The following is a 14,825-nucleotide window of genomic DNA, read 5'->3' as shown; positions in this document are numbered from 1 at the left end:
TTCCGTGGGCGGTTCACGCGGGAGGATGCAAAACCCCCAAAGAAAACACACTTCTTTTCTCTCTGCCAAAACTACCTATCACGCATGAAGATCAATATCATCCACTCCTCAACCGATATTGCCGGATCCAACATCCGCGCCGCAATGGATGAACTCATCCAAAATCCTCCGGAAGGCGGCTGGCCGCTGCTTGCAAAGCACACCGTCACCTTTCATGAATGGAACGACCGCATCATTCACGCTGATGACGACGTAGTCGATTCCGACGCAGACCTTGCGATCTTTCTCGCACGCCATGCAAGCGTCAACCCGGTACCTGTTCTCACCGTACATCCGGCAGGAAACTTCATCACCGCAGACCTCGGCGGAAATCCCCGCGAGCTCGGGCCAGCCGCTCCCGCATGGATGCGTGCGGTGCTGCGCAATCATCAGTTGTATGCCCCGGAAGGCTTTCGCGTTTCGTACGAGATAACCCATCACGGGCCGACCAGCATCCATGTCCCGTACTTTTTCGTCGAGGTCGGCAGTACAGAAACCGAGTGGCGCAATGCTGTTGCCGTCCGCGCTGCTGCCATGAGTGTTCTTATGGCAGACCCTGACTCTGAAACTGTTATTCCGCTGATCGGATTTGGCGGCACCCACTATGCCGTGCGGCAGACCGCAATTGCCCTTGAAACGAGGGGGGCGTTCGGCCACATGATGCATACGCGGGATGTCGGAGCGGTCAGCGCGGACATGATTATGCAAATGATCCAAAAGAGCGGGGCAATTGCCGCGCATCTTGACAAAAAGGCCATGTCCAAAGTTGAAGCCGACCGCCTCGAAAAAATTCTTGCGGAGCTTGGCATCCCTGAGATCACCGAAAGCGACATGCATAAACTCGGCTCCATGTCATGGAAAACATGGTCCGCATTTGTCGACTTTGCTAAAAATATCGATTCTGCGGCAAAAATCTTCCCGCACGGAGAAGTTCCCGCAGGGAACCCTGCATCCATCGTTCTTCCGGAGGACTTCTTTAGCGAAGCATTCGGGGGCTTGGAAGACGAACTGTTTGCTGAACTGGACAGAGTCGGCGGCGTATTTCATCTGACCGGAAAGAGCGGAAAAGTTCTTCCAACCCTCCTGACGACCGGGGAGCGGCGTCATGCAATAGCAGGTGAATTAATAGCTTTATCAGTCCAACAAATAACACGTAGACAGGGTACAACGGTGGAAGGTGATCTGATCACAATAACCCGCCTGCAGTTTGACGCCCAGCTCGCGCGCATGCAGGGCGTCCCGTCCGGTCCGTTGTTTGGAAAACTGGTTGCAGGTGAACCTGTAACCCTTCCGGACGGCAGGACGATAACGCCGGAGATGGTAACAAAAACGATCCGGTCTACCCTCCGCATCCCGGGATTGGAGAATTACTCATGAGATCAATCGTAGAAGAAGCACTATCACGCAAGCGGTTCGAAGAAACTGCACGCGACAACAGCGCAGTCTCCGCTATATATGACGCAGAGGACGAGGTCGAACTGACTCCGAGAAAGGAGCAGGCATATGCAGCTCCTGCTCCGGAGCCGGTTCGCCAGGCCCCGGTTCCTGCACCAAGGCCGGTCGTCGAACCGAGACCTGCACCGGCAAAACAGGACATCGATTTTTCCAGCCAGTACAAATATGTTCCCACTGCATCGAACCATACCGATGATGATGACGAGTTCGATGACATTCTTGAGTCTCTGAGAACCAAGATCACGGTCGTCGGCTGCGGCGGCGGAGGGTCCAATACTGTTGCCCGAATCTTTGAAGAAGGCGTCGAGGGCGCTGATATCTATGCCTTAAACACCGATGCGCAGCATCTGTCCATGCTTCGCGGACGCGTTGGGAAGCGTATTCTCATCGGCCGCCAGACCACGAAGGGTCTTGGCGCAGGCGCAATGCCGCAGCGCGGTGAAGAAGCAGCGCTTGAGAGCGAGGATGTTGTCCGCCAGTCCCTGAGCGGATCGAACATGGTGTTCGTGACCGCAGGTCTTGGCGGCGGAACCGGTACCGGCAGTGCTCCGGTCGTTGCAAAGATCGCGAAAGAGGTCGGCGCGTTAACGATTGCAATCGTTACGCTTCCGTTCACGAGCGAGAGTGCAACCCGTATGGAGAATGCAGAGATCGGTCTTGAGCGGCTTCGTGAAGTTGCTGACACGGTCATTGTGATCCCGAACGACCGCATTCTTGAAGTTGTTCCGCGGCTTCCGTTGGCACAGGCGTTCAAGGTTGCAGACGAGGTTCTGATGCGTGCGGTGAAAGGAATCACCGAACTTATCACTCTCCCCGGTCTTGTGAACCTTGATTTTGCCGATGTCCGCACGGTTATGGAGCAGGGCGGCATTGCAATGATCGGTATGGGCGAGTCCGACAGTGAGGACAAGGCGACCGACTCTATCAAGAAGGCTCTTCGCTCTCCGCTGCTTGATGTCGACATCACGGGCGCGACCGCAGCACTGATCAACGTGATTGGCGGCCCTGATATGACAATGTTTGAGGCAGAGGGTGTTGTGCAGGAGGTCTATCAGCGTATTGATCCCGGGGCACGCATCATCTGGGGAGTTCAGGTTGACCCGTCGATGGAGGGCAGAATGCGTACCATGCTGATTGTGACCGGTGTGCAATCCCCACAGATTTATGGTAAGCAGGAGCAAACATATACGGCACCACAATCAAGTCAGGTGCAGAGATCCAAGTTTGAGATTGATTTCCTGAGGTGAATACATTGGCTGACGAGAAAAATACCAACAATAAGAAGACGGAGAAGACGACAGCATCGTCTGCTGTCGGTAATGTAAAGATGCCGGAGGTCTCCAAGCAGAGTATCTCCGAGTTCTTCCGCAAGTATCTGCGCGTGTTAAAGCTTGCCCGCAGACCTACGAAGGATGAATTCTTCAAGATCTCGGCAGTTTCGGCCGCAGGTATTGCAGTCATCGGTGTTCTGGGCTTTATCATTTATCTGGTCTTCCACTATCTGCTTCCGTGACAATCATGAGTGATTCAGAGTTTGGCAACCACTACTACATAATTAAGACAACTTCCAAGCATGAGCGGACGGTTGCAGATAATATCCGCGAGGCAATCGAAAATAACATGACCGATGTTGTTGTCACCGCCGTAGTGGTGCCTGAGGATATTAAGGGCTACGTCTTTGTGGAAAGCCCGGAGGAGCATGCAAGAATCGAGGAGCTTGTCGAGACGATTGCGCATGCCCGGATTGTTCTGCAGAATGAGACTTCAATGGAAGAGATCAAACACTTCCTTGTGCCCAAACCGGTCGTTGCCGGTATCAGCGAGGGTACGATCGTTGAGCTGATTGCAGGTCCGTTCAAGGGTGAGAAGGCTGTGGTCAAGCGCGTTGACCATGCAAAAGAAGAGATCACCGTTGAGCTGTATGAGTCGATTGTGCCGATTCCGATTACGGTGCGCGGGGACAACGTGCGCGTGATCGATCGCAACAACGATTAATTTTCCATCCCACTTTTTTCGGGTTTGTGCTCGTGAATCTAAAGCTTTTGCTGTATCCGCTGCTGGTTCTTCTGGGCGGGTGCTGTTATGGTATCCTTGCGACGATTGTGAAACTTGCGTACGGGAACGGCTATACGTTTTCTGAAGTGGTGATGAGCCAGTACTTCAGCGGCTGGATTTTCCTGGGCATTCTCTGTGCGGTTATTGCGATCGTTGGAAGGCGCCGCGACGCGCCGCGGTCTTCCGTGAAATTGAGCCGGAGGATGCCGATTCTTCTGATTACAGGGGCTGTTACGTGTTCGGTGTGTCTGTTCTATTATTTGTCGCTTGAGTCGATGCCAGCGTCGGTTGCAATTGTGCTGCTGTTTCAGTTTACCTGGATTGGTGTTCTTCTGGACTGTCTGGTCGAGCGGAAGCTGCCGTCGAAAAGTTCGGTTGTTGCGGTGCTGATTCTGCTTGCTGGAACTGTTCTTGCCAGCGGGATCATCGGGAATGCTATTTCTTTCACGGTTGTCGGGGTGTGCGCTGGTCTGTTGTCTGCGCTGTGCTATGCGATTTTTATTTTCCTGAGCGGGCGCGTGGAGCCGCAGATGCATCCGGTGAACCGGAGTTTCTGGATTGTTACGTGCGCGTTGTTTGTTCTATTGTGTGTGTTTTCGCCGGAATATTTTACGAGTGGTGTTGTGGTGTCTGATATCTGGGTGTATGGTGCGACACTTGGTCTTTTTGGTGCGTGTCTGCCGGTTCTTTTCTATGCAATCGGTGCGCCGAAGATATCGACTGGTACTGCAACGATCCTCGGTTCCGCAGAGCTGCCGGTGGCAATTATTACGGCGGTTGTTGTGTTGCATGAGGCGGTGTCCTGGGTTCAGTGGGTGGGTGTTCTGTGCATTTTTGCAGGGATAGCATATCCTCATCTTCGAAGCGCGAAACGGTGAGCGCTGGGATGGTGCGTGGAAATGGGATTTTTTCGTCACAAAAAATATTGCCAGTTAAGTAACCGGGCAACCTCTTCTCTCAAACCTCATTAACCCATTAGTTTTATCTTCTTACACGTCGACCTTATTCAACCAATGTCAGGGAGGCTCCGGCCTTACGCTGACATACGGTGATACAATGGCAGAAACTGTCGAGGTACTGGTACCTGGCGGTAGAGCAACTGCAGGACCACCACTTGGTCCGGCACTGGGTCCCCTTGGGATCAACGTGAAAGCAGTCGTTGATGATATCAACAAAAAGACTGCTGAGTTCAACGGCATGTCTGTTCCGGTAACGGTAACAGTCGATGACAAAAAGAACGTCACGTTAACTGTTGGAATTCCCCCGACAACCGCACTTGTAATGAAGGAAGCGGGCGTCGAGAAGGGTTCCGGCACTCCGAATACTCAGGCAGTTGGTAATCTGCCGCTTGAAGCTGTCATACGCATTGCAAAGATGAAGATGGACAACATGCTTGCCTACGACCTCAGAAATGCGGTCAAGGAAGTCATGGGCACCTGCGTTTCCGTTGGTGTGACCATCGAAGGCAAGTCCCCCAAGGACGCAATTGCCGCCGTCAATGCAGGCGAATATGACGCACAGCTTGCATAAAGTTGTGTAACGCTTCAAACGGGTAGCGGGTTATAATCCCGCGAAAAATGTACAGTTGTAGAGAACAACCATAGGAGATCGTGAAAAATCGGTCGAGAACTATGGAGGCTTCATCAAAATGGTTGACAAAACCCAAATTATCAGCGCTGTTACGGCAGCATTGGAGCAGGCGCCCAAGAGGAAGTTCCAGGAGAGTATTGATATTACTATCAATCTCAAACACGTGGACATGGCGCAGCCCAAAAACCGTATTGATGAGACGATTCTTCTGCCACAGGCAATGGGCGTCAAAAAGATCGCCGTCTTGGGTAAGGGAGACATTGTGTCCCAGGCTCGCAGCTCTGGAGTCGATATCATTATCGGCCCCGAAGAGATTGAGCGTCTGGGTGGTGCCCCGCGTGAGGCACGTAAACTCGCAGGTCAATATGACTACTTCCTTGCTGAGACTGCGGTCATGCCACTTGTTGGTCGCTGGCTCGGTCAGAGACTCGGTCCCCGCGGCAAAATGCCGCAGCCGATTCAGATGGGTCAGGACATTACTCCGATCGTCGAACGTCTTCGGAACTCTGTGAAGATCCGGTCCAAAGACAGACTCAACATGTCTGTCAAGGTCGGAACCTCCGCAATGACTGCTGACGCAGTCGCCGAGAACGTTGACGCGGTCTTAAAGAGGGTAGTGGGAAGACTTGAGAGCGGTGAATTAAACATTCGCTCCGTCTACGTCAAGACTACGATGGGTCCCGCTGTGAAGGTGATGTAAAAATGGCAATTTATACTCAACACCTCCCGGCGTGGAAACGTGAAGAAGTTGAAGAAATTGTGGATAACTCCGGCAAGTACGAACTTGTCGGTCTGGTTGACATTTACGGTATCCCCGCAAAGCAGTTCCAGCAGATCCGCAGAAACCTGCACGGCAGTGCAGTGGTGAAAGTTGCAAGAAACACGCTTGTTGAGCATGCATTCAATGAGCTTGGCAACCACTACGTTGACTTAAACGGTCACGTAAGTGAGCACTCTGCACTTATCTTCGCTAACGGCAACCCGTTTAAGCTGTTCAAGTCTCTTGAACAGACCAAGACAAAGCGTGCCGCAAAAGCAGGCGAAGTCACTCCTGAGGACATTGTCGTCCCCGCAGGACCAACTTCCTTCAAGCCCGGACCGATCGTTGGAGAACTCCAGCAGGCAGGTATCCCCGCAGCAATCGATGGCGGAAAGGTCAAAATTAAAGAGACCAAGACCGTCGTGAAAGCTGGCCAGGCAATCAACAAGAAACAGGCAGACGTCCTGGCAAAGCTTGACATCAAGCCGATGCCGGTTGGTCTTTCACTTCTTGCAGTTTGCTACGAAGGCGATATTTATCTGCCGGATGTTCTGTCCGTCGACGACGAGGCATACAAGGCAAAGATCACTCTTGCAGCACAGCAGGCGTTCAACCTCGCAGTCAATGCAGCAGTCCCGACCTCATGTCACTTTGTTACTGAGGCTCAGATTGCAAAGGCAGTCCGTGAGGCACGCAACCTTGGTGTGGAGGCCCCAATCTATGAGAAGGGCGTCATCGAGATGATCATCAGCAAGGCATACAGACAAGCAAACGCCCTGAAGGCATAATTATCATACAAAATAGGTGAAGTTAAAATGGAGTATATTTACGCAGCTCTGTTAGTTCACTCCGCAGACAAAACTGTGGATGAAGAATCGGTTAAGGCAGTTCTCTCTGCCGCAGGTATCGCAGTTGACGACTCCCGTGTGAAGGCACTTGTTGCAGCACTTGACGGTGTTGACATCGAGGAAGCAATCTCTAAGGCAGCAGCAGCACCGGTTGCAGTTGCAGCAGTAGGTGCAGCAGCACCGGCAGCAGCAGCAGAGGCAGCAGCAGAACCGGAAGAGAAGAAGGAAGAGGAAGAAGAGAACGCCATGGCAGGCCTTGGCGCACTCTTCGGATAAATTCGAGTTATCTTTCTAGTAAGAGATACTTCGATGCCGCGGCAGGATACTGCTGCGGCATATCCATATTTTCCTAAAAAATTGAGTCTGTTTTGAAATATTTATCTGAGTTGTGTTCGGTGGGGTACGGTTTCGTTTTTAGAAAAAAACGCGAATAGCGCGAATAAAAAAATCGCCAATGGCAATTTTTCAAAAAAAAGAAAAAAAATATCTGTGTTTCTTTAAATTGATTGATCTATCTAAATATTAGTAAATTCTTAAAAATCGCCATTGGCGATTTTTTATTCGCGCTATTCGCGTTTTTTTTAAACAGATTGATCTATCTAAATATTAGCAAATCCTTAAAAATCGTCATTGGCGATTTTTTTATTCGCGCTATTCCGCGAAGCGGTGAGCAGGCCGAAGGCATGCGATTCGCGTTTCAAAAATTACATCAGAACCAGCGTCTCATTCTCCAGACCCTGATACCATCTCCGTGTCTCCACCGGCATTACCGAGAGCACCTCAAGGATCTCCAGTTCATCCAGAATATCCTTCCGATCATAGAGATAGAACTCCACCGGTTTCCAGAGGGCAACCCATCCGATGATGACAAAACTCTGGGCAAGGGCGAGATTGATATCGTTTTCCGAGAAAATGCGGGTAAAAACACTGCTCACCACAAGGCAGATCACAAGGAAGACGAGGCCTCTGGCAAGGTAGCGTTTTCCCCGTTCCATTGCATATGAGTACTTTCTCTTTTCATGTTTCAGGCGATATGCAAAATTTGCCGTCGCAGCCCGTTCCATATTTTCCCGGACACTCACATTTTGATAGAGATCTGCTCCGAGATACAGAACGATCTTCGCCCGCTTCCGTTCCTCAGCAGTCAGGTCTTCGACCGCGTTCTGGATGTAGGTTTCCGTGTCCTCGTCAAGATCTTTTTCATCAGCCGGTGATGGATCCAGATAATTGTAGAACTGATCCATGCTGGCAATGTGTACATCGATTAATATCGAGCCGTTCTCTTCAGAGAACTCAGGGGTTTTCATTTTTGCGGATAAACTCATAATTTTCCTGCCTTGGAGAGGACTCCTGCCGTAACAACCTGGCCGCAGGAGATGCAGCCGTCGCCGAACGGATACTTCGGATTTATTCTACACGGAACATTCGCATCCGCAAGGGATGCGAGAATTGTTTCCCGGATCGATCGGTTGATGGCAACGCCGCCCGAGAGTGCTGCAGTATCGATGCCGCTTCGCTCCGCAGAGCGGACCGTCATCTCTGCAATGCCTTTTGCAAGAGCGGTCTGGATGGATGCTGCGGTGTCTTCAACCGAACTCCCTCGTGCAAGCATCGCACGTCCCTCTTTGAGAATCTCTGACGTCAGCAAAACATCAGCCCCGCCGTTGCCGGAAACAATTTTTATCGGCAGCGGTGATGCCGTGCCCCGCGCTGCGTACGCTTCAAGCATCATCGAAGGCTCCCCGTCGTACGTTCTCTCGCGGCAGATGCCAAGAAGTGCCGCAGCCGCGTCAAGCACGCGGCCTGTCGACGTAGTCACCGGACAGTTGAATTTTTTTGCCGTCTGCTGGCTAAGTACGCGGAGTGCAACGTCACCCCAGCCGCGTCCGGCGAGCATCTCAAGTGTTGCATCATCCGGCAGAATTCCGTACAACATTCGTTCAGGAAACCGTGTCGCAAGATCTCCTCCGGGCATCAGCACCGGCTCCAGATGGCCGGTCCTTGCATAGCTGTTCTCAGGAGAGCCGGTCAGAATCTCTCCGCCCCAGATCGTTGCATCGTCTCCATACCCGACACCATCGATTGCAATTCCTACGACCTCCTCGGTCGTCACCGACGCAATATGTGCACGATGATGCTGGACCGGACAGAGGACCGCGTCGTACCGCTCGGCAAGCTCATGCGCAACTCTGGTGCTCAGGAACTGCGGATGCAGATCGTGAGCAACTATCTGTGGCCTCGCCCCAGTCAGGCTCGTGAGTTTTTCGATCGTCTCATTGAGATAGGAAACGGTCGCAGGGTTGCGAATGTTTCCTATGTGCGGTGAGGTCACCAGAAATCCATTCTTATAGATCGTCGCGTTCGCGTTCAGCTCCGGCCCGACACCAAGAATCTGTGAGTTCCCAAGATCCATCGCGGTCCGAAGTGGTGCAAGACCGCGCGACATTCTGATGATGTAGCCGTCGCGGACCACCGAGTCATCGCATCGGTTAATAATTTCCCGATCATGCGAGAGAATATACTCCGCAACATCTCCCATTCGTTCTGTGATGTAGGAGGTCTCGGTGATCATCGGTGTCCCTGGCACATTCGCACTCGTCATCACAAGAAGCGGATGCTGCAGTTTCTCAAAAAGAAGATGATGCAGACCGGTGTAGGGCAGCATGACTCCAAGATTGTGCAGCTCCGAGAGCTCAGGGTGTGCGGCAGGATCTCGCTTGTCAAGGATCATGATCGGATGAACCGGCCCTGAAAGCATCTCACGCTCTGCGTCGTTCGGGTCCACCACATAATCGCCGAGAGACTCGAGTGTCATCATCACCGCAAGCGACTGGTGCGGTCTGCCGAGGAGTTCCTTCAATCGGCTTGCCGACTCTTCCACACAACAGATGTGAAAGCCTCCCATCCCGCGAACCGCAACAATGCATCCTGCATCAAGCAGCTCCGCAGTTTTCCCAATCGGATCATCCGTCTCCACGGGGGCGCCTGCGTTCGTCGTCAGCGAAAGCTTTGGACCGCACGCAGTGCACGCGATAGTCTGTGCATGATGTCTGCGGTTGTGCGGATTATGGTAATCTGCAAGACAGTCATCGCAAGGCGGGAACGCATCCATTGATGTTCGCTCGCGGTCGTAGGGCACCGCCTGGATGATGCTGTAGCGCGGTCCGCAGTCGGTGCAGGACGTTGCCCAGTATCCGTAGTACCGGCTTTTCGGATTCAGCATGTCTGCAAGACAGCTCTCGCAGGTCGCAATGTCTGCAGGGATGAATCCTGTTCGTGCGCCGTCCGCACTTGGAAGAATCGAAAAGTTGTCAGGGGCGGCGAAGCCTTCGGGCAGCGGTTCAACGGTCACTGAATCAATCACCGACATCTTCGGCCCCTTGGACACCGCAGAACAGAACTCTTCAAACTGATTCCCGAAAGCTGTTATCTCCACCTCACTCCCGTGATTAATAACACTCCCGCGGATGCCGAATCTCTCTGCTGTAGCGTAGACGAAAGGCCGGAACCCCACTCCCTGCACAATCCCGCGTAAAATAACTCTGCCACCCCGCATGTATGTAACTCAAAAACCATTATAGAATCACAGACAATATAAGTGTAGGGTTTCTGCACCAGAAGCCGGAGAAAACAATGCCCGACGATCCGTTATTCAACATACTCAGAAGCAAGCGCGAGACCACACGCTTTCAGGTCCTTGTGGAGGTTGCAGAACACCAGCCCTCGATCCGTCAGCAGGAGATCGCAGAAAAGCTGGGCGTCACCCCGCAGGCAATCTCCGAGTACGTCCGCGACCTTGTCGAGGACGGATTCATCAGTGCTGAAGGCCGCGGCCGGTACTATGTAACGCACAAAGGTGTTGAGTGGGTCTTAAACAATGCCGAGGTTCTTGAGTCCTATGCACGTCACGTTCGTCGTGACATCATTCATCAGGTCGCAACATGGGCAGCAATCGCAGACACTGATCTGAAGACCGGCGACTCGGTCGGCGTCTACATGAAGGACGGATGGCTGTATGCAGGAAGAAAGCCGCAGACCGCCATGGGCATGGTGACTGCGGACGCAAACGCAGGGATGGACGTAGGTGTTGCCCGTCTTGCGGGTATTATTGAGCATACCGAAGGAAAAATCGACATCGCCAAAGTTCCGCGCATCGAACGCGGCGGATCAAAGATGGTTCCTTCGGCAAAACTCCTCTCTCTGGTGAAAAATGCAGATATTGTCGGCGCGGTCGGACTTGAAGCGTACCTTGCGCTGAAAAACGCGGACGTTACTCCTGACATGTTCTTTGGCGCGCGCGAAGGTGTTATTGAGGCAGCATTCCACGGCATGCACTGCCTTATGCTGATTGTGGATGAAGAGTTCACGGACTTCCTCAAACGGCTTGAGACCGCGGGTCTCTCTTATACGATACATGAACTGGTGAGCTAATACGTGGTAACTGTCGTCCAGCCCTATAAAAAAGGGTACAAAACCTATTTTTGTGATGATTCCAAAAACGGAAGAATAAAACACGTGGGAACGGTCGAGCTTGAGCAGACCTCAAAGGGCGTTCGACCTTCAGAGTTTTTTGTTCGGAGGCCCGGCACCTCGCATGCCCAGAAGACACCGACAAAGGAACTGATAACTGTTCTCCGGTCAAACGGCATGGTTCAGCTGACCGAAACGATGCCTGAGTTTCAGGAATTTCTTGACAGCATGCAGATTCCGTGGGAGCGGGTGACGCTCTGCCGGACCTGCATGTTCGATGACCGGCTCACACTTCTGTCGGATGCAACCCGCATCAAATGCGGGCAGGAATTTGTCTGTCTTGACTGTGCGAAGCGCGAGCTCCGCCGCGAGCTTGCTCACATCAAGAGGCTCGGGAAGAAGACCCAAGGGCATATCGAGGATCTCTTAGAAGAGTACCGCGATCTTGACATGGTGCTTGCAATTTTGCAGCCTGACTCGCTTGACACGAAGAAGACGATGTTCGACCGGCTTGAGGCTCACGAGCAGACGCCGACCGAACGCATCGAAAATCTTCCGCTGCCCCGCGAGTTTGTGGACGTCTGCGGAGTCGAGACCCTGATGCCTGCGCAGCAGAGGGCTGTTGAGTCAGGACTTTTGTTTGGAAAAGATCTTCTGGTGGTCGCAGCGACTGCGAGCGGCAAGACCTTCATCGGTGAGATGGCCGGTCTGAAAAATTATCTGGAGAAGCGCGGGCGCATGCTGTTCCTTGTGCCGCTTGTCGCACTTGCGAACCAGAAGTACGACAGGTTCTCACAGAAGTACGAGAAGCTTGCCTCAACCTCTCTGATGACCGGTGTCTCGCGTGTGAATCTGCCGGAGACAAAACCAATCGGCAACCGCGGGTCGGGCGGAGGAATTGTTGTCGGAACCTATGAGGGTGTGGACAATCTCCTAAGAAAAGGATCAGCGATGCACAACATCGGAACGATTGTGATCGATGAAGTGCAGATGCTCGAAGACCCCGAGCGTGGTCATCGGCTTGACGGCCTTATTGCAAGATTGAAGTATGTTGCACCCAAGGCACAGTTCCTCTACCTCTCGGCAACAATCGGCTCTCCCCACCTTCTCGCAAAAAAACTTGGCGCAAACCTGGTCTCCTATGCAGATCGGCCTGTTGCGCTGGAGCGGCATCTGATCTTTACCGAGCGTGACTCCAAAGTTCCGTACATCAAGAAGCTGGTCTTTGAGGAGTACGACAAAACATCGTCAAAGGGTTTCCGCGGTCAGACGATCATCTTTGCAAATGCACGCAGCCGATGTCACACGATCTCTGACGCGATCGGGAAGCTCTCGGCTCCCTACCATGCCGGTCTCACGTCGCAGGAGCGGCGTGCGGTCGAGCGGCAGTTTGAGGAAGGAAAGCTTGCCTGTGTGGTGACGACCGCAGCTCTTGCTGCAGGAGTTGACTTTCCTGCGTCCCAGGTTATCTTTGATGCTCTTGCGATGGGTATCAACTGGCTGACTGTTCAGGAGTTCCATCAGATGATGGGGCGTGCCGGCCGTCCTGACTTCCATGATCTCGGCCGCGTGGTAATTCTTGCTGAGCCCGGAGGCTCCTACTCGCGCGACACGAAGCTCACCGAGGAGGAGGTTGCGATTCGTCTGTTGAAAGGCGAGATGGAGGAGGTCGCTCCGGTCTATGAGATCGAGGAGACCTCTGAAGAGTTTGCGGCGAACGCGATTGTGTGCCGCGGCAGGGAAGCAGACATCATCAAAGTTGGCGAGACGATGGTCGGTTGCGGTGAGGATCCTCTGCCGGACCTTCTTCGTCACAAGCTGGTGAAGAAGAGCGGCGGAGTTCTTGAGCTGTCACCGCTCGGTCGCGTGATGGCAGAGCAGTTCATCGGTATGGAGCGGCTGCTTGAGATCGACCGACTGGTCAGAATGATGGACGATCCCCTTGAGCTGATCGCTGAGCTTGAATGTTCTGAAGAGGAACGCGGCAAGGAGAGGCGCAAGGCCGACCGGAGGGCGTCTGAGAAGAAGGAGTCTGACTGGATGGCAGGAAAGAAAACTGCTCCGGGCGCAGGCTCATCAGAAAAGAAACCAAAGAGCGATGCCCCGCCAGCATGGGTTGCTGAGAAGAAGTCAGCGTCTGCTGCGGCGAAGCGTGTGCATGAGACCGATCGCAGGTCCCGTGCCGGAAAACCTGAGCCTGAGAGAAAACTCCGGCGCGAACGTGAGGAGAATGCTGCGACCGCCGCTGAGGCCGCAGCCCCGCGTCGTGCAAGCAGAGAACTCGAAGAACGGATCGAGCGCAAGAAGCGTGAGGCTGCCTCCTTCATTCCTGCACCGAAGCGGAAACGTGAGGCTGAGTGGGATGCAATTGAGGCAGGTATCGACCAGCGCCGTGCCGGAAAGTATGATGATGCGCTGAAGATTCTCGGCAGCTATGTTGCCGACCATCCTTCGAACAGTCGTGCCCTGACCGAGCTTGGGAAGGTGTACGATCTTCGCGGCGACCGCGACACTGCCTACTCCTGCTATCAGCGTGCGGTGAGTGCTGATACCCAGAACCGTGAGGCAATCGATCGGATGAATGCATATCTGATCGGAATCACGGTTGATATTGATGCTGATGTTCCAGCCGACCGTCAGTCGACTGGTGTAGTGAAGAAGAAACAATCGTAATTTTTTTTTCGCGGCTTTGCAGTGTAATTTCTGAGTCGCCCACGGAAAAGCGGAACATACTGAACTCCACAGAAAAACATCACGGAGCAGACGTGAACACCACGGAATTTTAATTAGGGTTTGTATGGTAGCAAATATTTTGAATCACAATGCGGCAGACTCGCTACTTCGGAAAATCGCGTCGCGCAATGCAACTGAAGTGAATCATTTCCGTGGTGTTCACGTCTGCTCCGTGATGTTTTTTTTTCCGTGAAACTCCGTGTATTCCGTTTTTCCGTGGGCGGCTAAGACCAACTCCAAAAAAATAGGATGAAGAGGATTATTGTATTACTTGGATCTCTTGTAGATCGTAACGTGCGGGTCCGCTTTTTTGGCAGCACAATCGCAGTTCACTGCTGGCAGTGTCATGTCATACCCTGGTTTGTGGCCGAACACTCTCTCATACTCCAGCTGCTGGGCATGCATGTAGAGCGAGTTCGGGATGTCCATCGGACAAAGCTCGCTGCACTGACCGCAGTTGATACAGGAGCTTGCAATGTGCGAGAACCGGATCATCTGGAACATGAAGTCCGGCGGAATAATTCCCGGGCGGACGAGTTCGGGGTTCTTGGTGGAACAGTTCTCAGAGCAGGAACAGATCGGACAGTTCTCAATACATCCGTAGCATTTGATACACTTGGATGCTGCTTCCATGTAGTTTGCAAGTCCGGGTCCTGCCTCGGAGAACTGTTTTGCCTGAGCATTTTTCCCCATCTTGATCATGACGTTCTCGATCTTCCCGCGGATCTCAAGTCCTTTCGGGTCTGGGGCAGACGAGCTGATCGCTCCTGCCTTCACCGCACCGTCAAAGAGCATTGCACCCTTCTCAGAGCAGACCTCAACGAAAGTGGCTTTACCGGCCTTGTCACCGACAACACCCCAGTTACCGCATGCAA

At 52.9% G+C, this 14,825-nt stretch carries 14 protein-coding genes; 11 read left to right on the top strand and 3 right to left on the bottom strand.

Annotated elements, in window-relative coordinates; genetic code table 11:
• Positions 1–84 precede the first annotated feature (84 nt).
• The 9 genes from McpCs1_RS06315 to rpl12p all read left to right on the top strand — a co-directional run bounded on the left by McpCs1_RS06315 (position 85) and on the right by rpl12p (position 7,023).
• The gene (locus tag McpCs1_RS06315) at positions 85–1,416 is read left to right on the top strand and encodes a D-aminoacyl-tRNA deacylase (RefSeq protein WP_338096415.1); all 1,332 of its coding nucleotides are present in this window, start codon (positions 85–87) and stop codon (positions 1,414–1,416) included.
• Positions 1,413–2,741, top strand: a complete 1,329-nt coding sequence (ftsZ, locus tag McpCs1_RS06310; RefSeq protein WP_338096414.1) for a cell division protein FtsZ — start codon at positions 1,413–1,415, stop codon at positions 2,739–2,741. The genes McpCs1_RS06315 and ftsZ overlap by 4 nt, the downstream gene beginning before the upstream one ends.
• A 5-nt stretch (positions 2,742–2,746) precedes the next feature.
• Entirely contained in the window at positions 2,747–3,007 is a 261-nt protein-coding gene (locus McpCs1_RS06305; protein WP_338096413.1) for a protein translocase SEC61 complex subunit gamma, read from the top strand.
• Positions 3,008–3,012: 5 nt separating this feature from the next.
• Positions 3,013–3,489 (top strand): transcription elongation factor Spt5, encoded by a 477-nt coding sequence (locus McpCs1_RS06300; RefSeq protein ID WP_338096412.1) that lies wholly within the window; start codon positions 3,013–3,015, stop codon positions 3,487–3,489.
• Between the two features lie 32 nt (positions 3,490–3,521).
• A complete protein-coding gene (locus McpCs1_RS06295; protein WP_338096411.1) occupies positions 3,522–4,427 on the top strand; it encodes an EamA family transporter in 906 nt (301 codons plus the stop codon).
• A 178-nt stretch (positions 4,428–4,605) separates the two neighbouring features.
• Positions 4,606–5,079, top strand: coding sequence for a 50S ribosomal protein L11 (locus McpCs1_RS06290; protein ID WP_338096410.1), 474 nt, complete (start codon positions 4,606–4,608; stop codon positions 5,077–5,079).
• A gap of 118 nt (positions 5,080–5,197) precedes the next feature.
• Complete coding sequence (locus McpCs1_RS06285; RefSeq protein WP_338096409.1) at positions 5,198–5,839, top strand: 50S ribosomal protein L1; 642 nt, start codon at positions 5,198–5,200, stop codon at positions 5,837–5,839.
• Positions 5,840–5,841: 2 nt separating this feature from the next.
• Positions 5,842–6,687: a 50S ribosomal protein L10 gene (locus McpCs1_RS06280; protein WP_338096408.1), complete on the top strand. Its 846-nt coding sequence runs from the start codon at positions 5,842–5,844 to the stop codon at positions 6,685–6,687.
• Positions 6,688–6,714: 27 nt separating this feature from the next.
• Positions 6,715–7,023, top strand: a complete 309-nt coding sequence (rpl12p, locus tag McpCs1_RS06275; RefSeq protein ID WP_338096407.1) for a 50S ribosomal protein P1 — start codon at positions 6,715–6,717, stop codon at positions 7,021–7,023.
• A 428-nt stretch (positions 7,024–7,451) separates the two neighbouring features.
• On the opposite strand, the gene McpCs1_RS06270 is transcribed toward rpl12p, so the two are convergent.
• Positions 7,452–8,072 (bottom strand): hypothetical protein, encoded by a 621-nt coding sequence (locus McpCs1_RS06270; protein WP_338096406.1) that lies wholly within the window; start codon positions 8,070–8,072, stop codon positions 7,452–7,454.
• Positions 8,069–10,303 (bottom strand): carbamoyltransferase HypF, encoded by a 2,235-nt coding sequence (gene hypF / locus McpCs1_RS06265; protein WP_338096405.1) that lies wholly within the window; start codon positions 10,301–10,303, stop codon positions 8,069–8,071. Before hypF ends, McpCs1_RS06270 begins: the two co-directional genes overlap by 4 nt.
• A gap of 77 nt (positions 10,304–10,380) precedes the next feature.
• On the opposite strand from hypF, the gene McpCs1_RS06260 reads away from it, so the two are divergent.
• Together McpCs1_RS06260 and McpCs1_RS06255 are read left to right on the top strand one after the other, a co-directional pair.
• Complete coding sequence (locus tag McpCs1_RS06260; RefSeq protein WP_338096404.1) at positions 10,381–11,178, top strand: DUF7839 domain-containing protein; 798 nt, start codon at positions 10,381–10,383, stop codon at positions 11,176–11,178.
• 3 nt (positions 11,179–11,181) lie between these two features.
• Positions 11,182–13,890 (top strand): DEAD/DEAH box helicase, encoded by a 2,709-nt coding sequence (locus McpCs1_RS06255; protein ID WP_420847071.1) that lies wholly within the window; start codon positions 11,182–11,184, stop codon positions 13,888–13,890.
• Positions 13,891–14,217: 327 nt separating this feature from the next.
• Here the strand turns inward: McpCs1_RS06255 and McpCs1_RS06250 are convergent.
• Positions 14,218–14,825, bottom strand: a 608-nt coding sequence (locus McpCs1_RS06250) for a 4Fe-4S binding protein (protein ID WP_338096402.1), incomplete at its 5' end; no start/stop codon positions are given.

This window comes from Methanorbis rubei (assembly GCF_032714495.1).
Taxonomy (GTDB): Archaea; Halobacteriota; Methanomicrobia; order Methanomicrobiales; family Methanocorpusculaceae; genus Methanocorpusculum; species Methanocorpusculum rubei.
This window is presented reverse-complemented; position numbering and strand designations above follow the sequence as displayed.

Coding starts and splice junctions, on each gene's coding strand:
- McpCs1_RS06315 (WP_338096415.1), top strand. CDS start 85: ATGAAGATCAATATCATCCACTCCTCAACCGATATTGCCGGATCCAAC.
- ftsZ (WP_338096414.1), top strand. CDS start 1,413: ATGAGATCAATCGTAGAAGAAGCACTATCACGCAAGCGGTTCGAAGAA.
- McpCs1_RS06300 (WP_338096412.1), top strand. CDS start 3,013: ATGAGTGATTCAGAGTTTGGCAACCACTACTACATAATTAAGACAACT.
- McpCs1_RS06290 (WP_338096410.1), top strand. CDS start 4,606: ATGGCAGAAACTGTCGAGGTACTGGTACCTGGCGGTAGAGCAACTGCA.
- McpCs1_RS06285 (WP_338096409.1), top strand. CDS start 5,198: ATGGTTGACAAAACCCAAATTATCAGCGCTGTTACGGCAGCATTGGAG.
- McpCs1_RS06280 (WP_338096408.1), top strand. CDS start 5,842: ATGGCAATTTATACTCAACACCTCCCGGCGTGGAAACGTGAAGAAGTT.
- rpl12p (WP_338096407.1), top strand. CDS start 6,715: ATGGAGTATATTTACGCAGCTCTGTTAGTTCACTCCGCAGACAAAACT.
- McpCs1_RS06270 (WP_338096406.1), bottom strand. CDS start 8,072: ATGAGTTTATCCGCAAAAATGAAAACCCCTGAGTTCTCTGAAGAGAAC.
- hypF (WP_338096405.1), bottom strand. CDS start 10,303: ATGCGGGGTGGCAGAGTTATTTTACGCGGGATTGTGCAGGGAGTGGGG.
- McpCs1_RS06260 (WP_338096404.1), top strand. CDS start 10,381: ATGCCCGACGATCCGTTATTCAACATACTCAGAAGCAAGCGCGAGACC.